At 46.1% G+C, this 20,394-nt stretch carries 20 protein-coding genes and 1 pseudogene; 10 read left to right on the top strand and 11 right to left on the bottom strand.

Features of this window, described 5'->3' with window-relative positions:
- Positions 1–405: 405 nt before the first annotated feature.
- Positions 406–849: an Hsp20/alpha crystallin family protein gene (locus HGH47_RS06000; protein ID WP_212566055.1), complete on the bottom strand. Its 444-nt coding sequence runs from the start codon at positions 847–849 to the stop codon at positions 406–408.
- Positions 850–1,380: 531 nt separating this feature from the next.
- Here HGH47_RS06000 and HGH47_RS05995 point away from each other — a divergent pair.
- On the top strand, positions 1,381–2,592 hold the full coding sequence (locus tag HGH47_RS05995) for a type III PLP-dependent enzyme (RefSeq protein ID WP_432910970.1): 1,212 nt from the start codon (positions 1,381–1,383) through the stop codon (positions 2,590–2,592).
- A gap of 68 nt (positions 2,593–2,660) precedes the next feature.
- On the opposite strand, the gene HGH47_RS05990 is transcribed toward HGH47_RS05995, so the two are convergent.
- Positions 2,661–3,086 carry a flavodoxin gene (locus HGH47_RS05990; protein WP_212566057.1) on the bottom strand — a complete coding sequence of 142 codons (426 nt, stop codon included), beginning with the start codon at positions 3,084–3,086 and terminating at the stop codon, positions 2,661–2,663.
- A gap of 51 nt (positions 3,087–3,137) precedes the next feature.
- A complete protein-coding gene (locus tag HGH47_RS05985) occupies positions 3,138–3,722 on the bottom strand; it encodes a DUF3793 family protein (protein ID WP_212566058.1) in 585 nt (194 codons plus the stop codon).
- Between the two features lie 502 nt (positions 3,723–4,224).
- On the opposite strand from HGH47_RS05985, the gene HGH47_RS05980 reads away from it, so the two are divergent.
- The 4 genes from HGH47_RS05980 to HGH47_RS05965 all read left to right on the top strand — a co-directional run bounded on the left by HGH47_RS05980 (position 4,225) and on the right by HGH47_RS05965 (position 8,072).
- Positions 4,225–4,662 (top strand): GAF domain-containing protein, encoded by a 438-nt coding sequence (locus HGH47_RS05980; RefSeq protein ID WP_212566059.1) that lies wholly within the window; start codon positions 4,225–4,227, stop codon positions 4,660–4,662.
- A gap of 69 nt (positions 4,663–4,731) precedes the next feature.
- Positions 4,732–6,180 (top strand): hypothetical protein, encoded by a 1,449-nt coding sequence (locus HGH47_RS05975; RefSeq protein WP_432910966.1) that lies wholly within the window; start codon positions 4,732–4,734, stop codon positions 6,178–6,180.
- A gap of 160 nt (positions 6,181–6,340) precedes the next feature.
- Positions 6,341–7,138, top strand: a complete 798-nt coding sequence (locus tag HGH47_RS05970; RefSeq protein WP_212566060.1) for a metal ABC transporter permease — start codon at positions 6,341–6,343, stop codon at positions 7,136–7,138.
- Positions 7,139–7,544: 406 nt separating this feature from the next.
- On the top strand, positions 7,545–8,072 hold the full coding sequence (locus tag HGH47_RS05965) for a type III toxin-antitoxin system ToxN/AbiQ family toxin (protein WP_212566061.1): 528 nt from the start codon (positions 7,545–7,547) through the stop codon (positions 8,070–8,072).
- Positions 8,073–8,078: 6 nt separating this feature from the next.
- On the opposite strand, the gene era is transcribed toward HGH47_RS05965, so the two are convergent.
- The 7 genes and pseudogenes from era to rsxC form a co-directional block, all read right to left on the bottom strand.
- Positions 8,079–8,966, bottom strand: a complete 888-nt coding sequence (era, locus tag HGH47_RS05960) for a GTPase Era (RefSeq protein ID WP_212566521.1) — start codon at positions 8,964–8,966, stop codon at positions 8,079–8,081.
- A 29-nt stretch (positions 8,967–8,995) separates the two neighbouring features.
- Positions 8,996–9,838, bottom strand: coding sequence for an RnfABCDGE type electron transport complex subunit B (locus tag HGH47_RS05955; RefSeq protein WP_212566062.1), 843 nt, complete (start codon positions 9,836–9,838; stop codon positions 8,996–8,998).
- Positions 9,839–9,855: 17 nt separating this feature from the next.
- Complete coding sequence (locus HGH47_RS05950) at positions 9,856–10,428, bottom strand: electron transport complex protein RnfA (RefSeq protein WP_212566063.1); 573 nt, start codon at positions 10,426–10,428, stop codon at positions 9,856–9,858.
- Between the two features lie 253 nt (positions 10,429–10,681).
- A pseudogene (gene rsxE / locus HGH47_RS05945) lies at positions 10,682–11,299 on the bottom strand (electron transport complex subunit RsxE); the annotation flags it as partial.
- 13 nt (positions 11,300–11,312) lie between these two features.
- Positions 11,313–11,891, bottom strand: coding sequence for an FMN-binding protein (locus HGH47_RS05940; protein WP_212566065.1), 579 nt, complete (start codon positions 11,889–11,891; stop codon positions 11,313–11,315).
- A complete protein-coding gene (locus HGH47_RS05935; RefSeq protein WP_212566066.1) occupies positions 11,888–12,901 on the bottom strand; it encodes an RnfABCDGE type electron transport complex subunit D in 1,014 nt (337 codons plus the stop codon). The genes HGH47_RS05940 and HGH47_RS05935 overlap by 4 nt, the downstream gene beginning before the upstream one ends.
- A 3-nt stretch (positions 12,902–12,904) precedes the next feature.
- On the bottom strand, positions 12,905–14,281 hold the full coding sequence (gene rsxC, locus HGH47_RS05930) for an electron transport complex subunit RsxC (protein WP_253676240.1): 1,377 nt from the start codon (positions 14,279–14,281) through the stop codon (positions 12,905–12,907).
- Between the two features lie 108 nt (positions 14,282–14,389).
- Here rsxC and fabV point away from each other — a divergent pair, with 108 nt between their 5' ends.
- The 5 genes from fabV (at position 14,390) to HGH47_RS05905 (ending at position 19,352) form a co-directional block, all read left to right on the top strand.
- Positions 14,390–15,586: an enoyl-ACP reductase FabV gene (gene fabV / locus HGH47_RS05925; protein WP_212566067.1), complete on the top strand. Its 1,197-nt coding sequence runs from the start codon at positions 14,390–14,392 to the stop codon at positions 15,584–15,586.
- A gap of 107 nt (positions 15,587–15,693) precedes the next feature.
- Positions 15,694–16,296: an acetyl-CoA carboxylase biotin carboxyl carrier protein gene (gene accB, locus HGH47_RS05920; protein WP_212566068.1), complete on the top strand. Its 603-nt coding sequence runs from the start codon at positions 15,694–15,696 to the stop codon at positions 16,294–16,296.
- Positions 16,297–16,298: 2 nt separating this feature from the next.
- A complete protein-coding gene (locus HGH47_RS05915) occupies positions 16,299–17,624 on the top strand; it encodes an acetyl-CoA carboxylase biotin carboxylase subunit (protein WP_212566069.1) in 1,326 nt (441 codons plus the stop codon).
- 11 nt (positions 17,625–17,635) lie between these two features.
- Positions 17,636–18,418 carry an acetyl-CoA carboxylase carboxyltransferase subunit beta gene (locus HGH47_RS05910; RefSeq protein WP_212566522.1) on the top strand — a complete coding sequence of 261 codons (783 nt, stop codon included), beginning with the start codon at positions 17,636–17,638 and terminating at the stop codon, positions 18,416–18,418.
- Position 18,419: 1 nt separating this feature from the next.
- Positions 18,420–19,352 carry an acetyl-CoA carboxylase carboxyltransferase subunit alpha gene (locus tag HGH47_RS05905; RefSeq protein WP_212566070.1) on the top strand — a complete coding sequence of 311 codons (933 nt, stop codon included), beginning with the start codon at positions 18,420–18,422 and terminating at the stop codon, positions 19,350–19,352.
- A gap of 190 nt (positions 19,353–19,542) precedes the next feature.
- Here the strand turns inward: HGH47_RS05905 and HGH47_RS05900 are convergent, their stop codons facing one another.
- Positions 19,543–20,241, bottom strand: coding sequence for a hypothetical protein (locus tag HGH47_RS05900; protein ID WP_212566071.1), 699 nt, complete (start codon positions 20,239–20,241; stop codon positions 19,543–19,545).
- Positions 20,242–20,394 lie beyond the last annotated feature (153 nt).

Raw genomic sequence — 20,394 nt, 5'->3', positions numbered from 1 at the left:
CAAACTTGTACAGGAAATACTGAAAAATTAACAACCCGGTTTTTTACAAATTTACCTATACCATTATATCATTTATTTCTTTTTCCGGCAAACGGACAATAAACCTGTTCGATGACTTCGTTGCCGAACAGGTCGACGAGTTCTAAATCGCACAGATAGCACCTTAAAATGCAACAGTTGAACAAAGTGTGAACTTTGGAAACTGCTGTATTGATGTACAGAACGTGCATACGTTAATAAGCGACATCGTCAATTTACATCATCCGTGGTGTAAATTGACTTACGAGATAATATGATGCCACATATTGATAACAAAAAAGCCCTCCGCATAATTATCATGCAGAGGGCTTTTCGCTTAGTTTCTGCGACTTCGGTCAATCTTGATTCAGATTGATCGGAAATCTCTTAGTTTGACTTTATGGCAATCTGCCGACGGGGAGCAAGCTCCTTACGAGGTATGGTGACGGTTAATACGCCGTTTTTAAAGGCCGCTTCAACCTTGTCTTGGTCGATATCTTCAGGCAGGGTAAAACGTCTGACAAAGCGGCGCTGTGTGCGTTCGCGGATAAGGAATTGTTCTCCGTTAGGCTTTTCTTCCGTCTCTTTTGTTTCCTCATGATTGGAAGCAACCGTCAAAACACGTTCTTTTAAGTGAATGGTAACATCCTTTTCCGTATAACCGGGAAGATCAATATCCATAATATAGGCGCCGCTTGTTTCGCGCACATCAACAGTCGGATAATTCGCATTTGCCAACGGACTGAAAACTCCGAAATGAGGGTTGTCGTGATTTAAAGAGTCAAGCACAGAGTCCGCAAATAAGGGATTAAAAATACTTAATGAGTTCATAGTTTTCCTCCAAAAGGCTTTATAATAGTAGGGCTTTTAGAAAGCCCTTGAAGTTTTTCAACTTCACTTATTATTAAGCAACAAGCGTGCCAAGTTAGATCCTGAAGAAATTCGGTGTATATGGCTCTTTTTGCTCAATAATTCAGTGTATACCGCGCAATTTTCGGTTAAAAAAGGTTTAAATCGGATTATTTCCACCGTTTTTTTGGACTAAGGTTCCGGTTGAGCCGCCGCTTAATCTCTTTTCGTGATGCATTGTGTCATTTTATATGCCATATTGTATCAATATTTCCAATAAGAAACAAAACATGTGTCATTATGAAACATATTTTAGCTTTGTTGTAAGAATCGCTCTTTTTTTTCGAAATTGCCGATAATTTTCGACTTTTTCTCTTTAAAAATAGGAAAAATCGGTTATACTGTTTCTTATTCATTTGTTGACAGATAAAAACAATATGATTATGGTAATATTTCTTTATAGCTAAAGCTATCAATACCACCATACTCCCATAGACGCATCCGGAGGCGGACATGAACGTAACCGATTATCTTAGCGAAACAGAGTGGAAAAGGTTGCTGCAGTTTTCCGAAAAACTCGAAACGCCCTGTGTTGTTATCAATTTGGATCGAATTAAAAAAAATTACCTCGAACTAAAAAAGTTCTTTTCTACCGCAGACATTTACTATGCAGTGAAAGCTAATCCCCACGAAGAAATTTTAAAGCTTCTTATCGAGTTGGGAGCTAATTTCGATATTGCTTCGCGGTATGAGCTCGATAAGATTCTTGCCTTGGGAATCAATCCTGATCGGCTTACCTACGGAAATACAATTAAAAAAGCAAAAGATATTGCATATTTTTATGAAAAAGGTATCCGGTTATTCGTTACCGACAGTAAAGAAGATTTAAAAAATATTGCAAAATATGCACCTCAATCGCGTGTCTATGTTCGTATCTTGGTTGAAAACACTAATAGTGCCGATTGGCCGCTTTCCCGTAAGTTTGGCTGCCATCCTGATATGGCTTATGATCTTTGTATTTTGGCGAAAGAGCTTGGGCTTGTTCCGTATGGAATTTCATTTCATGTCGGCAGTCAACAAAGGGATATTGGGCAATGGGACGATGCTATTGCAAAAACAAAGTATTTAATGCGTTCTCTTGAAGAAGAAGAAGATATCGAACTCAAGATGATCAATATGGGAGGCGGCTTTCCTGCTTCGTATGTCGTTCCGACCAATGAGCTTTCCGAATATGCAAGTGAAATTAATCGTTATCTTGACGATGACTTTGGCGATGAACGACCGCGCATCATCCTTGAACCGGGACGGTCTATGGTTGGCGATGCCGGCGTTCTTGTTGCCGAAGTTATCACTGTTTCGAGGAAAAATAATACAGCCCTGCATCGCTGGGTCTATGTTGATGCAGGGGTCTTTAACGGATTGGCGGAAACACTCAACGAAAGTATTAAGTATCCTATTGTAACGTCAAAGGATTCAAATTGCAGCAAGCGCGGCGAAGTGATTCTTGCGGGGCCGACTTGCGACAGTATGGATATTATGTATGAAAAATATAAATATCAACTTCCAATCAATCTCAAGCCGGGAGATAGGGTGTATTTTCTCACTGCAGGCGCCTATACGGCCAGCTATGCATCCGTAGAATTTAACGGCTTTCCTCCGCTTAAAACCTATATTATGAAATCAACAACCCCGACGCAGAGCGTTGCCGAGGACGGCAGGTATTAAACTCTCCGCACGAATAAAAAACGGCACAAAGATACGTTCTTTGTGCCGTCCATTACCGTGTTTGACGGTTATTTTGCGAATCGCTCACCGAATTCTTTACATTTTTTCTGTGCTTCTTCATCGGGATCGTCATAAGCGATGAGACCTTCTTCAAACACATCGGCTCCATCTCTTTTTGCACGTTCTACCCATGTCTGCATCCATTCACCGTCCGCCCATTCATAGGATCCGAACAGTGCAATTTTGCGCCCTGAAAGTTTATTTTCGATTGATGCAAAGAACGGTTCAAATTCATCCGGTTCCAGCTCTTCCGCACCCATCGCAGGGCATCCGAAGGCGATTTTATCATAGCTGTCCAATTTATCCGCACTGAACTGAGCAACGGGGAATAATTCAGCATCTGCTCCGCCTGCTTTCAGTCCGTCCATAATACAATGGGCCATCTTTTCGGTATGACCGGTTCCGCTCCAAAATACTACTGCAACTTTTGCCATAGCAAACTCCTTATAAAGTGTGATGAGAATAATAGAAGTATTATTCTGTCATTAAGCTGCACAAACAATCTCAAAGATAGTCATGCCGCTTTTTATCTGTAAAGCAAAACGCTCTTTACATTCCGTATACTGGTGGAACACTTGTAATGCTTTTTCGGGATTGCTGTATACCTTCCAGTATCCGCACAGCAAACAATTTCGGCCTCCTGTTTTTACATACTGCATTACATCATCTGCAGGATAACCTAAAAAAAGCCCGATTTCGTGCGGAAAGCTGTCCCTGCAATGCCTGTTTCGTGCTCCTCTTAAAACAGACATCCGATCCTTTAACCGCATAATAATTGCTTCAAGCCCGCTTTCCGGCCGATATCCGAAAGATTGCAGCACCATGGTCACTGAAGGTTGAAAACAAAGGCGAGCGAGCAAATCCTTCCGATATACTAATATTTGAGCGCGGTTTTCGCATACGCAAAGTGGGGTAAAATATATTCCTTGCTCATTCAGTATCGCGTTATAGGTATCACACCATTGAATATCGGCGCTTGGAAACGACACAAGATTCGCCGGTTTAATTCCTGCTAAACAAGGGGCTGCATGACGGGCAAGATTTGCTTCAACGTAAGCGTGCGGTAACATAATAGTATTATGCACATAGAACCCGAAAAATGTCAACCGTGAATAACTGGAATTTTTCGGGCAAACGCATCAGACATTTTTTGAATATCCCCGCAAAATCAGGAGGCTGTTCAAGCAGAGTTGAACCTCTCCGCGGTTCAAATGCTTGCCCAACCTCCTGATTTTGCGATTTATATTTACCCGCCTGATGTGTTTGTCCGACTTTTAAAACAAAGTGCGAAAAATTTTAAAAAATTTTTCGCAAATGGCAGGGAGTCGTATCATATTTGTCCTGATGCGGTTGCCCTACATACTTGAAACCTTACGTCGCATAATCGGTTTTTCATTTTATCATTAAGGAGGAACAAACCGCTGCATCGGATTCGATTGCCCTGTATACTATAAATATTATACTTGACAATATATTATATTATAAATAGTATTTTAACGTTTAAAGAAACACCACAGGCAGCATTAAAAACGGGTTGTTGATCTTAGTTAAAGATAAAAGTAGGAGCGAAAAATGAAAGAAAAATTAGCTCAATATCGTGCATTAATCGAAAGCGAAACCGATGTTATTGCGGTAATGGCAAATACCAGCGCGTTTATCATGGAAAATATTTCCGGCTTAAATTGGGCGGGGTTTTATCAAATGAAAGGTGATGAATTGGTTCTGGGGCCATTTCAAGGCCGACCGGCTTGCTATCGCATTGGTTATGGAAAAGGTGTCTGCGGGCATTGTGCGGTCAATCGGAAAAGTATCATGGTGCCGGATGTACACGCTTTTCCCGGACATATTGCCTGCGATGCGGCAAGTAAAAGTGAATTAGTTGTACCGATTATTCACAACGGTATTTTATTCGGTGTGATTGATCTTGATGCTCCCGAATGCGATCATTTTACCGATACCGACAGGTGCTTTGTCGAGGCTATCGCCGAAATATTTTCTCAAAAATTATAACAGAGAACCTCTAAGAATTCCGGTTTTTAGAAGATGCTTAAAACAGTTTGCAAGGAGTTATCCGACTCTATGAAAAAGATTGCTTGTATAACGGTATGGTTATCCGCAGCCTTTGTTCTTTTTGCTCAAACGGAAACGGGGATGCCGCAAGATTCGGTGTATCAAAAGCTCTTACGGTATCGTGTTGAACATGACAGCAATTACCGGCAGCTGCAAATGCAGGCGGATATTGCGGCCAATAAAGCGGAAAAAGCAAAAACCGAATCGTTAGTAACGATGGAAGTCGGCAGCGGAAATACACAGTTCGTTCTTAACACCGATGCGGACAAACGAGGTGTTACCACTGCGCCGTATGCGAATATCGCATTACCTTCGTACAATAATACAAGCATAAAACTGAGCGTACCGTACAGTAAAGTAGGGCAGCGGCAAGAAACCGGCGCCGAGGTTTCCGTGTCTACCGATATCTATTCCAAAAATGCAGAAGCGAAAAAATATACGTTCAATCTTGCACAGTCTGCAGCAGATCAAGCAAGGCGGGCAAAAGAAGAAGGTTTGGCGCTTGCCGAAAAGCAGTTCCTTCAAGATATCCAGCGGCTTTTGGACGATTATACAACACTGCTTGATAAAAAATTGAGCGAAGTAAAAGCGGAGATTCAATACAATCAAATAAAGGCGCAAGGGTATGCAGACAGTTCTACAAAAATGCGCACAGCCAATTTAGAGCTGTTGGGTGCAAAACGGGAACATCAGAATGCGGATTTTAACTTTTCGGCGTCATACCATGCTTTTGCGGAAAGCTGCGGTCTTACAACCGATGAGGCACCTCAAATGTTTTTAACGTCGCTATGGAATTCCATCCCCGTACAAAAGGCCGCAGATATTGAACAGTATCCTCAAGCTGCTTATAAAAAACTTGTTGAAGCGGAGCAACGGCATACGCAAAATGCAGCGAAACGGAATATTGAACTGTCTCCGTTTTCCATCGGCGCCGATGCCGGTTATAAATTGCGCAATACGAAAATCGGCAGCGGTTCTGCAAAAAATGAACATTCCGTCTTAGGCGGATTGAGTATGCAATTCCCCGGCGGAAAGGCGTATACCGGTGTCGAGGTTCCGCTTGCGGATCCTAAAAATACGGCGCTTAAACTTTCATTCAGCTGGAATCCTTTTTCGATTCAGTATCGGAAACTCGATAAAAAAAATGCCGAGCTTGAAGATGCGATTGAACGGCTTAAAATTGAAGATGCGAAGGAACACTATCAAAAACAACTCCATACTAATAAAACATCGAATGAGCAGATGACATGGCAGCAAAAAGCAACGGCGGATGAGTTGAGCATCTATAAGCAAAATGCCGATGACCACGCCCAATGGTACCGCAACGGTGTTATCAGCAAGGTGGAAAGCCTGCAAGCTGAACTTGAGTACAAAAAAGCCGAAGCCCGCTATGCAAAAGCAAAAACAGCCGTTATGATTTTCAATATCGATACGGCGTTGCTGTTTGAAAAGCAGTAGCGAAACGACTAAGATTCACTTATGTAAACCGCCGTGTTTTTCACTGTTTTGCTCAGAGATTATCCTTTGCACCGAATATTCCAATTTTCTGAAATAGTCGTTATATTCTTGGGAAGAACCCTGATAGCCTTTCTGCCTAAAATCTGATAGTATAGCCGCTATGTTGAAATACGCTTTTATGCAGAACGCCTTTATTGTGTCATTCTTTATCGGCATTCTCTGCCCATTAATCGGTATTTTCCTTGTTTTGCGGCGGTATTCGCTTATTGGCGACACCCTTGCGCACGCCTCGCTGACAGGGATTACGCTCGGGCTGGTTACCGGCGTTAACCCCATCATCGGCGCGTTTACCTTTACCTCTGCGGCGGGAGCGCTCATCGAAGCGCTACGCAATTACTTTAAAGAATACAGCGACCTCATCCTTTCCATCGTTCTTTCGCTCAGTGTCGGTATTGCCATCACCTTGATGAGTTCGGGGTTGATACGCACCAATGCCGAAGCCTATTTGTTCGGAAGCATCTTAACGGTTTCAATCTCCGACGTTATCACCGTTATCGTATTGAGCTTTTTTGCCGTTGCCGTATTGGCTGTGCTGTATCATAAGCTGCTGTATATAACGCTCGATGAAGACATCGCGTATGTCATCGGCATCCGTGTAAAGACAATCAATTATATTTTTTCGATTTTAGTAGCAGCAACAATTGCCGTTTCCATTAAGATAGTGGGGATTCTCGTATTAAGTTCGATGATTGCCTTGCCGGTTGCAGCCGCGCTACAGCTGCACACAGGCTTTAAGCGGACGGTGTTTTTTTCAATCTGTTTCGGTATCGCGGATATTATGCTCGGGCTTATCTGTTCGTACTATTTAAACGTCGCCCCCGGCGGCTTTACCGCACTTATTTCGGTTTTTATGCTGTTGCTGGTGCTGATACTCAAAAAGCTGCGAAGTCCTTTTTGAAAATATACGGTGCATCTACTTCGTTACTGCACACAAATTAATTCTCAACGTATCAAAGATACGCCTGCGATTAATTTGTGCTCGTGCCTCGTATCTGCAGCGTCTATTTTCAAAAGGCTAACGAAAAGTCTATTTTCAAAAGTGGTACTATTCCTGCAAAACAGATTGTAGCAGCCTTGTAGGCTAAGCTGCCTAAAAATTGATACCCGTGTATAATACACTTTCTTGACTTTAACTATTTTTTGTATTATATTGTAGTTAATGGTGAGTCCTACCGTTAAGTGGAATCCTTAAACGCAGTGTACCCTACTGAGAGTGGGAACTTTAGAAATGCGGTGAGTCCTACCGTTAAGTGGAATCGATAAAGCCGTTCAGTTAGCTGATACGGCTTTTTTTATAGGTAAATATGAAACAAGAAAGACTGAATTTATATTTTATAGATATGAAATATGTGCGAAATTTACATAAGGTCGATGATCGTGTTCAGTCAATTTCCCCTCAAATTCATAAAAGTAATCGTCCTTTTGTAGGAATTATTATTATTTGTAATGAATATAAATATTGTGTACCATTGGATTCAGCAAAAGAAAAACATAAGATGCACAAGAATGATGTAGACTTTACCCGTATCTTTGACGATGAACAACTCATAAGTGTTTTGAACTTTAACAATATGATTCCTATTGATGATAAATTTATTACAAAAATTGATTTGAAGCCGAATGTAAAAGATTCTCGATCTCAAGCAAATTATAAAAAATTGTGCATAAAAGAAATTGAATGGTGCCGTAAACATCAAGAAGCAATCGTAAAAAAAGCAAATAAATTGTATTGTTTGGTTCAAAAGCCTAATTGTAGTAGTAATCTCAAAAAACGATGCAATGATTTTAAAAAACTTGAGAAAGTATTGGAAAAATTATTGCAAAGACCATAAAGCATCCTATTCCTGCAACACAGCTTGCAGCACCCTGTCCTTTTGGCGCCAATTTTTATCGACGCGCACCTGTAAATCAAGCTGCACACGATAGGGGAAGATTTTGCGCAGTTCTTTTTGGGATTCTACTCTGATTGCTTTAATCAGTGCCGCGCCCTTTCCGATAACCATAGCCTTTTGACTTTCCCGCTCTACACACAGAAAAGCGCGGACAAAAAGCTCCTTGCCGTTCTTTTTCATTTCCATATCCTGAATATCAACATACAGCGCATGGGGAATTTCTTCGTAGAGACGGCTGATAGCTTGGCCGCGAATAATTTCGGCAATACGGAAATCAACCGGCTGGTCGGTATAAAAGTCTTCGGGATACAAAAGCTCACCTTCGGGCAGAAGAGAAAACAACGCGGCAAGCACGGGTTCAAGCCCCGTCTTTTCCTGTGCGGACAGCTCGAAAATCCGCTCTTGCGGTAGATCGGGTAAGGCCTGCATCAAGCTGATATGGGTTTGCCCGGGACGCGCAGCGGGACTGTCGGTTTTATTAATACCGGCAATCAAGCGATCTTGTTTATTTTTCAGCAATGCACAGATAGCCAGCTCTTCTTCGCCGAACGGACGCGATGCATCGATAAGATACAAAATCGCCTCCGCCTCTTGCAGACGGTTTTCCGCAATGAGCTGCATACGGCGGTTTATTTTTTTTTCACTGATATGATAACCGGGCGTATCAATAAAGATAATCTGCCCCTGCTCCGCCGTAAGGATACCGCGGACGGAGCTGCGCGTGGTCTGCGGCAGCGCAGAAACAATCGATACCGTTCCGCCGCAGACGTTGTTTAGAAATGTTGACTTTCCGGCGGAGGGGCGTCCGATAATACAGACAACGCCGCTCCGCATGTTTTTATCCGGCACGTTGAGTACGCCGCTTAGCTCGCTTGGCACGCGCTGCACGGAGACTGTACTGCGATCTTATCTTCAACTAAGGCAAGTACCTTTGTCGGGCAGCCTTTAATACAGATACCGCAGGAATCGCATAACTCGTAATTAACTTCGGGGATTCCGTTGATAACTTTTATCGCACCCTTAGGGCAATTCTTCTCACACTTCATACACTTGATACAGCCGCGCTTACAGTTTTTCATAATAACGGCTTTTCTCGGATTGCGACATGAACAAAGCGCAATGGAACCTTTCCGGCTTGTCGGTACGGTAGTCAAAATATGCTGAGGACAGGCTGCAACACAGACTGCACAGCCGGTACACTTTTCGTAATCGACGTGCGGAATCCCATCCTCTCCGACATGGATAGCGTCAAACGGACAGGCCATTTCGCAGTCGCCGAGGCCGATACAGCCCCAATCGCATTCCCGCAGTCCGTTTACGGAAATCTTTGCGGCGCGGCACGTTTTAACGCCGACGTAATCAGCCTTTTCCTTACAGACATCGTGTGAACCTTGGCACAGTAACACCGCAACCTTTGCATCGGCATTTGCCGAAACGCCCATAATCGCGCCGACCTTTGCAGCAACGGGACCTGCCCCGACGGAGCAGCCGTTTACCGGCGCATTGCCGCTTGCAACCGCAGCCGCAAAACCATCGCAGCCCGGGAACCCGCAGGCGCCGCAGTTTGCGCCGGGAAGCACCTCACGAATTTTTGCAACCGTTTCATCAGGCGCTACATAAAACAGCTTTTTAAAAAAGCCTAACAAAAAGCCTATCGCCAGTGATAAAATCAACGAGACAATAAGCGTTAAAATAATCGTATGCATACTCTTTTCCTACTCCTTTAAATCATGCCTGCAAAACCGCCGAATGCCAAAGACAACAGAGCCGCAGCGACAAACAAAATAGGAGTACCCTTGAGGTACTTAGGTATCGGGGCAATATCAATGCGTTCACGTAAACCGGCAAACAAAACCATTGCCAACATATAGCTGATTGCGACACCGATCGAATACACCATCGACTGAATAAAGGTATAGTCGGCGGCGATAACATCGAGCGTAACCGCTAAGATAGCGCAGTTTGTCGTGATAAGCGGCAAATACACACCCATCGCCGAATAGAGCGCCGGAGCGGATTTTTTCAAGTAGAACTCTACCAGCTGAACCAAGCTCGCAATAACCAAGATAAAGAGCAATGTCTGCAAAAAACCGAGGTTATACGGTGCAAGAACCAGTTTATAGAGCGGATAGGTCGCTGCTGTTGCAATAACCGTAACAAAGAGAACCGCCCACCCCATACCGGTAGATTTCTTAACATCGGATGTCATACCGATAAACGAACACAACGCAAGGAAGCGGATAAAAACGATATTTTTTACAAATACCGCAGCAAGAAAAATCTTAAACAGTTCCATTTTCAGTTTCCTCCTTTGCAGGTTCAGCAGCAGCTTCGGTATTTGGTGCAACGGCTTGTTTCTCCGCTTCTGCTTGTGCTGCGGTAGCTTCTTTTTGTTCAGCAACCGGTTCCGGTTTGGCTGCAGCAGCTTCTTTTTCCGCTTCCGCTTTTAACGCAGCCTCTTTTTGTGCAGTCTCCGCCTTGAGCGCAGCTTCTTTTTTCAGCTCAGCATCGCGTAATGCAGCAGCTTCTTGCAATGCCGTTTCTTTTATCGCAGCAGCCTTCCGTATTTTTCGCTGCTTCCGCTGATCCTGTATCAAATAGGTCAAGGCAATCAGAACCCCGAATACAAAGAAGCCTCCGGGAGAGTTCGCAAAGAATTTAATAAGGTAATCGTCTGATAAAAGACGCACACCCAGCACAGTACCGCTTCCTAAAAGCTCGCGGATGGCAGACATCACAACCAACACCCACGTAAAGCCCAAACCCATACCAAAGGCATCGGCAATCGCTTTTAAAGGAGACTCTTTCGAGGCAAAGGATTCAACACGCCCCATAATGATACAGTTTACAACGATGAGTTTGATAAAAATACCCATCGATTCGGAAAGTTCCGGCAAAAAAGCCTGCATCAAAAGGTCTACAATGGTAGTAAACGACGCGATAACAATGATAAAAATAGGGATACGGATATCGTTCGGGATAAATTTCCGAAACATACTGATAATCAGTTCACTCAACACGATAACGAAGGTCATCGCAAGCCCCATTCCGATACCGTTTGCAACCGAGGTTGTAATGGCAAGCGCGGAACAAAGCCCGATCATCAGCATAATGAGGGGGTTTTCTTTTACCAACCCGTTCGTAAAAATGCGTACATACTCTTTCATAACCGTTCTCCTCTTAGTTTCCGCTGCCTGAGCCACCAAGACCTTGGCTGCTCATGTATGAAGAAGCGGCATCGACGGCGATTTTTACCATACGGGTAACAGCCGTAGAGGTAATCGTAGCGCCGGCAATCGCTTGAACATCGCTTCCCAGCGCAAAGGCATCGGTAGTCGGCTTATTACGGAACTGTCCGATGAACGGTTCATCCTTCGCCTTTGTTCCGATACCGGGTGAATCGGTTAATGTCAAAAACTGAATCATCCTCAGCTTTTCTTCCATATCAATACCGATAAGAATAGTCGCCTGATCATAGGTATGCCCGCTCACCGTTACGATAATTCCCGCAGGCTTATCCCCCTGTAATGCGATAAAAGTATCGCCGAACGCTACCTTATCAACTGATTTCGGCATTCCTTCGGTAACAGGGCGAAATGAATCCGCCTCGGGGAAAATCGCTTGAAGCGCAAGTTTCGTCTTTGCTTCCTTTGAAGCGAGAATGCGGGGAGCGGTAAGCATATTGACCGCAGCAAGCGCAAGACAAGCAACAACAGTATAGAGCGCCAACGTAACGGATAATTTCATCATCTGTTTCATTTTGCACCTTCCTTGGCTGCCTTAACGGGCTTTACATATCCGTATTTTTTCTGAATCAGTTTATTTAAGAATGTAACGACCGAATTCATAATCAAAATACTGTACATAACGCCTTCCGGCATTCCGGCAAACAGACGCATTAAAGCGGTAATTAAGCCGCAGCCCGCGCCGAAGATAATTTGTCCTTTAAAGGTTACGGGCGACGTTGCATAGTCGGTAGCCATAAAGACGGCGCCGAACAGCAAACCGCCGCTTAACAGCGTCAAAAGCGGATCGATACCCGCAAGCCATGTTACCAACACTGCCGTTACTACCATAGAAACAGGAATCTGCCATTCAATAACGTGGGTAACCAGCAAGTAGACAAAACCGATGAGAATGAGCGCCGCGCTCGATTCACCGATACAGCCGCCGTGATCTCCTAAAAAAAGTTTAAGATATACGTCGCTCGAAGAGGACAAACCCATCTTCTCTGCGATTGTCGCCGCAGTGGAAATCCCGCCTTCCGACATTTTTAGGTACGAAAGCGGCGTTGCCGTGCTCACTGCGTCAAAACCGTGATGAGGAGCAACCCACGAGGTCATCAGGCGTGAAAAACTGACAAAGGCAAACGCACGGCCTACCAATGCAGGGTTAAACGGATTTGCGCCGAGTCCGCCGAAAAACTCTTTTGCTACGACAATGGCAAAGATTGCGGAAACAACGACAATCCAAATAGGAATAAGCGGCGGTAACACAAGCGCTAACAGCAAACCGGTTACTGCAGCGGAGCAATCCTTTATGCGGATATCCTTGCCCATCGCTTTACGGAATGCCGCTTCGGAACCGACCGCGACGCCTACGGAAACAATAATACGGATGAGCGCCGGCACTCCATACAGATAAATACCGTACAGCGCAAGCGGAGCAAGCGCAATCAGCACGTGTATCATCAGTTTTTTAGTGGTTACGGGACTCGCAATATGCGGCGCAGGAGAAAGATAAATTTCGTTCTTATCTGATTCGGCCATAGCTTATTTTCCTCCTTGCGCGGCTGTTGCCTTTGCCGCTTCTTTTTGCTTTGCTTCGCGTAACAGCTGCTTTCCAACCTTGAACCGCTGGACAAGCTTTATACGCGCCGGACATACGTAAGAACAAATACCGCATTCAACGCAGTCCATAAGCCCGCAGCGGACAGCTTCATCAAGCTTATTCGCCTTTAATGCACGTATCATCAGAACCGGCGACAACTGACAACTGCAATGGGTTACGCACTTTCCGCATCCGATACACGGGCTTTCTTCATCAAGGTTGACTTCCTCCCTTGTTAAGAAAAGAACACCGGATGTATTCTTTTGCACGGGGAAATCGGCGCTCTTCATTGCAAAGCCCATCATTGGACCGCCTGAAATGATTTTGGTAACACCGGGTTTTAAGCGGATGACATCAGGGATTAAATCGCCGATACAGGTACCGATAGGGGCGATCACGTTCACAGGATTTTCGCAGGCTCCACCCGAAAGCGAGAGCGGACGATCAATGAGCGGCGCTCCTTTACGGAACGCATCGGAAATCGCCTTCATTGTTCCGACATTCTGAACGATACACCCAATCTGGAACGGAAGCCCGCCGGAAGGAATCTCTCTGCCGACCACAGCGGAAGTCAGATTTTTTTCACCGCCTTGCGGATATTTCGTTTTGCACAACTCAACGGAAATATCATAAGCGCCCGGTCCGACAGGATTTTGTTTTATCTTTGCAATAGCTTTTTCAAACACCGGCACCAAATGTGTTTTATTGTCTTCAAGCGCAATAATCCCCTTGTCGGCTCCGGTAATGTGCATAATAATCGCCATCCCGTCTACAATCGTTTCGGCGGAATGATACATCGTCGCAGCATCGGTACACAGATACGGCTCGCATTCTGCAGCATTACCTAAAATGTAGTCTATCTTCGCATCTTTAGGGGGACTCAATTTAACATGTACGGGGAAAGAAGCTCCGCCCATACCGGTTATACCGGCCTCACGGATACGCTTAATAGCGTCCTCTTTTGTGCAGGTGAAGGGATCAAGCGGTTCCATAAAGGACTCGGAAGTATCCTCGCCCGCTTGAATTGCAATACAAAGTGCGTCCGTATTACCGGTAACGAGATGGGGTTCTATTTTTTTTACGGTACCGGAGATCGAAGCATGTACAGGCGCAGACATAAATTTGTCCGTTTCCGCTATTTTTTGACCTCGTACAACCGTATCTCCAACCTTTACCAACGGAGTATTCGGAGCACCGCCTTGGGTAACAGGAATCCACACCATCTTTGTTGATGGCATGACAGCCAAGACTTCGGATTCGGCGGAAATAAATTTCCGCTCGGGAGGATGACAGCCTCCTTTAAATGATTTAGTACTCATTCTTCTATTATATAAAACATCATATATTCAGTCAAGAAAAAAACACTATTGCCAATTATTGCATAATTAGGCATTATAAAGGTTCAGAATAGTAAGGAGTAGAATATTATGAGTATGAAACCGATGCTGAGAAGCAATATCTGTTTGAATGCGCATCCTCAAGGATGTAAAAAGGCGGTTGAAGATCAAATCGCATATACAAAAAAACGGGTGGCATCTCACCCTGCGGGAACGGCAGTACCGAAAAACGTTTTGGTAATCGGCTGTTCGGGCGGATATGGACTGGCAAGCCGCATTACGGCAGCGTTCGGCTACGGAGCTGCAACCATCGGTGTATCGTATGAAAAAGCCGGTTCCGAAAAAAAATGGGGAACTCCGGGGTGGTATAACAATTTAGCGGTTGACACCGCTGCAAAAGAGGCGGGGCTTATCTCCGTTACGATAAACGGCGATGCGTTCTCCGATGCTATTAAAGCGCAAGTGATTGATGAAGCAAAAAAGCGCGATATGAAATTTGATTTAATTGTCTACAGCGTGGCAAGCTCCGTGCGTACCGATCCCGATACCGGTGTTACCTACCGCTCGGCGCTCAAGCCTTTTGGGAAGCCCTTTACCGGCAAAACCCTCGATCCGTTCACCGGCGCTTTGACGGAAATTACCGCGGAACCGGCAACCGACGAGGAAGCCGCCGCTACCGTAAAGGTGATGGGCGGTGAAGATTGGCAGCGGTGGATAGAAAAGCTCGATGCGGCGGATCTGCTTGCACAAGGATGCATCACGGTCGCCTATTCCTACATCGGGCCGGAAGCTACGCAAGCATTGTACCGCAAGGGAACCATCGGTAAGGCGAAGGAACACTTGGAAGCCACCGCCCATGTACTGAACACAAAACTCGCTGCCTTAAAAGGTCAAGCGTTTGTGTCGGTCAATAAGGGGCTGGTAACCCGTGCAAGCGCTGTTATTCCGGTTATCCCGCTCTATTTGGCAAGTCTTTTCAAGGTGATGAAGGAAAAAGGCACGCACGAAGGCTGTATCGAGCAGATCAACCGCCTCTTCGACAGCCGTCTGTACACGGCGGACGGGGTTATCCCGACGGATAGCGAACACCGCATCCGCATCGACGACTGGGAATTGGACGAAGCGGTGCAGTCCGCCGTTGCAGAGATTATGGCGACCGTTACCGACGAGACCAGCCGCGAGCGTACCGATGTAGACGAATACCGACACGACTTTTTGGCTATTAACGGGTTTGATATTGCCGGTATCGATTACGATGCCGAGATTGACCGGTTCGACCGGATATAAGGTATGCTGCTTCTTTGCGAATCCGCATCGGTTGTGTGTATCAGCTTCCGGCGCATTGAGGCAAAGAAGCATCGGCATTAACACAGACTAAGAAACAGAGTAAGAATATGAACGAAAAATTTATTTTGAATGTCTTTGACAAGTTTGAAAAAAGCTCGGCTGTGCTGCTGCACATAAAGGAAGGCGAAGCGGAGCTGACCCTAAAAAAAGAAGCTGCGTATCAAAATGCTCAGGCAGCCGTACCGTTCGCATTGCACAATGTACCGATGCAGCCGATTGCCGGAACGGAGACAAGCGGATATGCGGCAGGAGTCGGCGTACAAAACTCTCCTGCGAATGGCGGAACAACTTTTGCCGCTGGGGGGATGGGGCAGGCAAATGCAATGGGCGCAGCCGCCGGTTTTACGGGCACAGGAATCAATCCGGCAAGCGCACCGAGTGCAGCGGCGGTTACCCCCGGCACTGATGTAAACCTCGTTACGGTGAAAAGCCCCATTGTCGGCTCCTTCTACCGCTCGCCGTCTCCCGATGCTCCTGCGTATGTAGACAAGGGGTCTAAGGTTTCCAAAGGGCAGCCTCTCTGTATCCTCGAAGCAATGAAGATGATGAATACCCTTGAATGCGAGTACGACGGTATTATTGAAGATATTCTTGCGGCAAACGGCGATTTAGTCGAGTTTGACCAGCCGCTCTTTACCATCAGGATTTAAGTATGATACGGAAAATGCTGATTGCGAACCGCGGCGAAATTGCCGTCCGCGTTATCCGCGCATGCCGTGAAATGGGCATCGAAACGGTCGCCGTGTATTCAACTGCCGACAAAGAATGCCTGCATGTGCAACTTGCGGATCACGCAGTGTGCATCGGGCCGCCGCCTTCCTCCAAAAGCTATTTGAACAAGGATACGCTGATTACTGCCGCGCTCTGTACCGGCTGCGATGCCGTACACCCCGGTGTCGGCTTCCTTTCCGAAAACGCAGATTTTGCGCGGGAGGTGGAAAAAGCCGGTATGTTTTGGATCGGCCCCAAACCCGACACCATCGAAATGCTTGGTGATAAGGTAAGGGCACGCGAGACCGCGCAAAAAAGCGGTCTTCCGATTACCCCCGGCTCTAAGGGTGCGATTACCACCAAAGAACAAGCGGCGAAAACCGCGAAGGAGTGCGGGTACCCCGTCATCATCAAAGCTGCCTCAGGCGGCGGCGGAAAGGGTATGCGTATCGTCTGGAAAGAAGTCGACTTAGCCGAAAACCTTTCCATTGCATCTTCGGAGGCGGAAGCGAATTTTGCCGACGGTACAGTCTATATCGAAAAATACTTGAGCGATCCGCGGCATGTTGAGCTTCAGGTTATCGGCGACGGTGCAGGCGGGGTTGCAATTCTCGGCGAGCGGGACTGCTCGGTGCAGCGGAATCATCAAAAGCTGATAGAAGAAAGCCCCTCGCAGGCAGTGAGCGACACAATGTATGAGACGATGTGCAAAGGCGCCAAAAAGCTTTTTTCTACGCTCAAGTATTGCGGAGCGGGTACCATCGAATTTCTCGTTTCCGGTGATCAGTTCTATTTTATGGAAGTAAACGCACGGGTGCAGGTTGAACATCCTGTTTCCGAGATGGTAACCGGTACCGACATCATCCGTGAGCAGATTACCGTGTGTACGGGCGGCAAGATGACGCTCCCCGACGGCGTAGTGCCGGTAAATGGCTGGGCAATAGAAGCCCGTATCAATGCGCGCACCCCCGGGCTGATTACAAACTTGCGGGTGCCCGGCGGAAACGGTGTCCGTTTCGACGGATTTTTATATCAGGGCTACAAGGTGGTGCCGTTCTACGATTCGATGACGGCCAAGCTGATTGTGCACGGGGCGGATCGGGCACAGGCTATTCAAAAGCTGCTATGTGCGCTGGATGAACTGCATATCGAAGGTATTCAAACGAATATCGAAGAGCAAAAGACGATTTTACGATCGGCTCAATTCCAATCGGGTTCTTTCGGCACAAGTTTGTATGCGCAGCTATTCACTAGTGAAGATAAATAAGGAAAGAAATGATGGAATGTCCTCATTGTAAAAAACAATATGAACGGGAAATACTTTTAAAACACCTCATGGTATGTCCCGACTGCGGCTGTCATCTGCGGATGGATGTGCCCGAGCGGATTGCCTACCTTGCTGATAAAGGCACTTTTGAAGAACTTGATCCCACCTTGCGGACGATGAACCCCATTCAGATGGAGGGCTACGAAGAAAAAATCTCCGCCGCAGAGGCAAAAACTTCGATGAGTGAGGCGGTGGTTACCGGTAAGTGCAAAATCGAAGGCAGGGATGCCCTTTTGGGTATTATGTCATTCGACTTTCTCGGCGGCTCGATGGGGTCGGTTGTTGGGGAGAAAATTTCGCGGCTTATGTTAAAAGGTGCGGCGGAACGGATACCGGTGATTATCTACGCAACGTCCGGCGGCGCGCGTATGCAGGAGGGGCTTTTTTCGCTGATGCAGATGGCAAAAACCTCCAGCGCAGCGGCGGAACTGGACGACAAGGGTGTTCCCCTCTTTTTGATGCTCTGCGACCCCACAACCGGCGGTGTAACAGCGAGCTTTGCGATGCTTGGCGATATTATCGCTGCGGAACCTCATGCGCTTATCGGGTTTGCGGGACCGCGCGTTATCGAAGGCACCATTCACCAGCAGCTGCCGGATGGCTTTCAGCGCGCCGAATTTCAGCTTAAAAAAGGCTTTGTCGACTGCATTGTACCGCGCATCGAACAAAAACACTTTTTTGCCGTGATGATTGACGCACATATTAATCCGCCGTTCGGCAAGGGAAGGAAGTAATATGGATAAAGGAAATGAACAGCTGACCGACCAAAGTGAAATTCTGTCGAGCCTGCGTGATATTGCAGACAAATACGGACTTGATATCACCAAAGAACTCAAAACGATAAATGAAAAGCTGCAAGCAAGTTCCGCAATTTCACAAGTATGGCGGAAGATTGAGCTTGCCCGAAATAACGACCGCCCGCGCGCGCTCGACTATATCGATATGGTCTTTGACAACTTTATCGAGCTGCACGGCGACCGCTGCTTCGGCGACGACCCTGCACTGATAGGCGGTATCGCATTCATCAACGGGATACCGGTAACGGTTATCGGCAACCAGAAAGGACGGAACTTGCGGGAAACCATCGACCGGAACGGCGGTATGGCAAACCCCGAAGGCTACCGCAAGGCGCTCAGGCTGATTAAACAGGCGGAAAAATTCCACCGCCCGATTATCACCTTTGTTGACACACAGGGCGCCTATCCGGGACTCGGCTCCGAGGAACGCGGTATTGCCGAAGCTATCGCGGTCAATTTACGAGAGCTAAGCCGCGTAAAAACGCCGGTTATCTGCTTTGTTATCGGAGAAGGAGGCTCAGGCGGTGCGCTCGGTATCGGCGTCGGCGATAAGGTATATATGCTGGAAAACGCGATTTTCTCGGTTATCTCGCCGGAAGGCTGCGCATCAATTTTATTGCGGGATTCAAGCAGGGCGAAGGATGCCGCCGCGATGCTGAAAATTACCAGCCGCGAGGTACTTGGACTTAAACTGATCAACGGGGTTATCGAAGAGCCGGAGGATGGCGCCCATACCGACCCGCAAAAAGCGGCGGATCAGATACGAGCACAAATTCTCCATGACTTAGCCGATCTTTGCAAGCGTGATCCCAAAGTCTTGGTGCGGTACCGCCGCAAAAAGATACACGCCATCGGTCTTTACTCGGAGTAAAAGTATCAATATAGGGCAAACGCATTAGGCATTTTTGGTGATATTCCCGCAGAATAATAAAGGCTGTTCAACCAGAGTTTCGCCGTTGCACGGCTCAAATGGTCGCCCAGCCTCTATTATTCTGCGATTTTTATCTGCTCTGCCGGATGCATTTCCCCGGCTGTTAGTGATGACAGTAATCTTACCCAGCTTATTTACGGTTCAATGTGCCATTCACTGTTAAAACGTTATCTTTTAAGGCAAACTTCAATGTCCCTTCATAATGATAGGCTGCATCGGAAGCAAAGGTGTCAGTTTTCAGCGGCAATTTATCCCAATCCAAATCGGACATTTTTGTAGGATCACCGTCGGCTTTGAGGTATTCTGGCTTGATGACATAACCGGTATCTGTCTTTTCAGTAATATCTTTTGCGATTTTAGCTCCGGTGAGGATGTTAAAATCACCATTTTTGTCGGTCGTTAACTCATAAGCCGTTGTTTTACGGGCAAACCGTATCGTCAACATACCGTCGGTGTTTGTTACTTGGAGTCCGTATCCCTCGACAAATTTCCAATCGGCAAGCGGGAACAAAAACAGACTGCGAAGCGCTGCCGGAATCGCCGCTTTTTTATCTGCAGCATTACCTGCATAGCGAACAGCATTAAATGCTTTTGTAGAGCCTTTCAAACTGGCGCCCGAAACCGCATCGAATTTGTCTTGCACCATCTCTTGTTTTCCGAGCGTCCAATTAAAATAATTGGATTCATAATCTTTTTTAGCAATGTTCATTCTAAAGTCGATGTTGACATCGGTTTCAGCCTTGGAAGCTGTCGCATCAGCAGAACCGGATGCAAACGAAAGAGCACTGATCAAAAAAAGAACCGATAATACGAAAGCGGATTTTTTCATACCTCTTCCTCCTAAAAGAAAATTTCGGATATTCCCGTATTATTGCAATTGTTTATGCTGGATAACATTGAAATATCGAAGCACAGCATAATGAATTTTTGATTAAAAGTAAAGTATACGAGCCAAAATCTACAATCCAAAATCCGCAATACT

This window comes from Treponema sp. OMZ 805, assembly GCF_050937395.1.
In the GTDB taxonomy this organism is placed as follows: Bacteria; Spirochaetota; Spirochaetia; order Treponematales; family Treponemataceae; genus Treponema.
This window is presented reverse-complemented; position numbering and strand designations above follow the sequence as displayed.

Bases quoted from the DNA above. Each gene is read 5' to 3' on its own strand.
- HGH47_RS06000 (WP_212566055.1), bottom strand. From the start codon at position 849: ATGAACTCATTAAGTATTTTTAATCCCTTATTTGCGGACTCTGTGCTT.
- HGH47_RS05995 (WP_432910970.1), top strand. From the start codon at position 1,381: ATGAACGTAACCGATTATCTTAGCGAAACAGAGTGGAAAAGGTTGCTG.
- HGH47_RS05990 (WP_212566057.1), bottom strand. From the start codon at position 3,086: ATGGCAAAAGTTGCAGTAGTATTTTGGAGCGGAACCGGTCATACCGAA.
- HGH47_RS05985 (WP_212566058.1), bottom strand. From the start codon at position 3,722: ATGTTACCGCACGCTTACGTTGAAGCAAATCTTGCCCGTCATGCAGCC.
- HGH47_RS05980 (WP_212566059.1), top strand. From the start codon at position 4,225: ATGAAAGAAAAATTAGCTCAATATCGTGCATTAATCGAAAGCGAAACC.
- HGH47_RS05975 (WP_432910966.1), top strand. From the start codon at position 4,732: ATGAAAAAGATTGCTTGTATAACGGTATGGTTATCCGCAGCCTTTGTT.
- HGH47_RS05970 (WP_212566060.1), top strand. From the start codon at position 6,341: ATGTTGAAATACGCTTTTATGCAGAACGCCTTTATTGTGTCATTCTTT.
- HGH47_RS05965 (WP_212566061.1), top strand. From the start codon at position 7,545: ATGAAACAAGAAAGACTGAATTTATATTTTATAGATATGAAATATGTG.
- era (WP_212566521.1), bottom strand. From the start codon at position 8,966: ATGCGGAGCGGCGTTGTCTGTATTATCGGACGCCCCTCCGCCGGAAAG.
- HGH47_RS05955 (WP_212566062.1), bottom strand. From the start codon at position 9,838: ATGCATACGATTATTTTAACGCTTATTGTCTCGTTGATTTTATCACTG.
- HGH47_RS05950 (WP_212566063.1), bottom strand. From the start codon at position 10,428: ATGGAACTGTTTAAGATTTTTCTTGCTGCGGTATTTGTAAAAAATATC.
- HGH47_RS05940 (WP_212566065.1), bottom strand. From the start codon at position 11,891: ATGAAACAGATGATGAAATTATCCGTTACGTTGGCGCTCTATACTGTT.
- HGH47_RS05935 (WP_212566066.1), bottom strand. From the start codon at position 12,901: ATGGCCGAATCAGATAAGAACGAAATTTATCTTTCTCCTGCGCCGCAT.
- rsxC (WP_253676240.1), bottom strand. From the start codon at position 14,281: ATGAGTACTAAATCATTTAAAGGAGGCTGTCATCCTCCCGAGCGGAAA.
- fabV (WP_212566067.1), top strand. From the start codon at position 14,390: ATGAGTATGAAACCGATGCTGAGAAGCAATATCTGTTTGAATGCGCAT.
- accB (WP_212566068.1), top strand. From the start codon at position 15,694: ATGAACGAAAAATTTATTTTGAATGTCTTTGACAAGTTTGAAAAAAGC.
- HGH47_RS05915 (WP_212566069.1), top strand. From the start codon at position 16,299: ATGATACGGAAAATGCTGATTGCGAACCGCGGCGAAATTGCCGTCCGC.
- HGH47_RS05910 (WP_212566522.1), top strand. From the start codon at position 17,636: ATGGAATGTCCTCATTGTAAAAAACAATATGAACGGGAAATACTTTTA.
- HGH47_RS05905 (WP_212566070.1), top strand. From the start codon at position 18,420: ATGGATAAAGGAAATGAACAGCTGACCGACCAAAGTGAAATTCTGTCG.
- HGH47_RS05900 (WP_212566071.1), bottom strand. From the start codon at position 20,241: ATGAAAAAATCCGCTTTCGTATTATCGGTTCTTTTTTTGATCAGTGCT.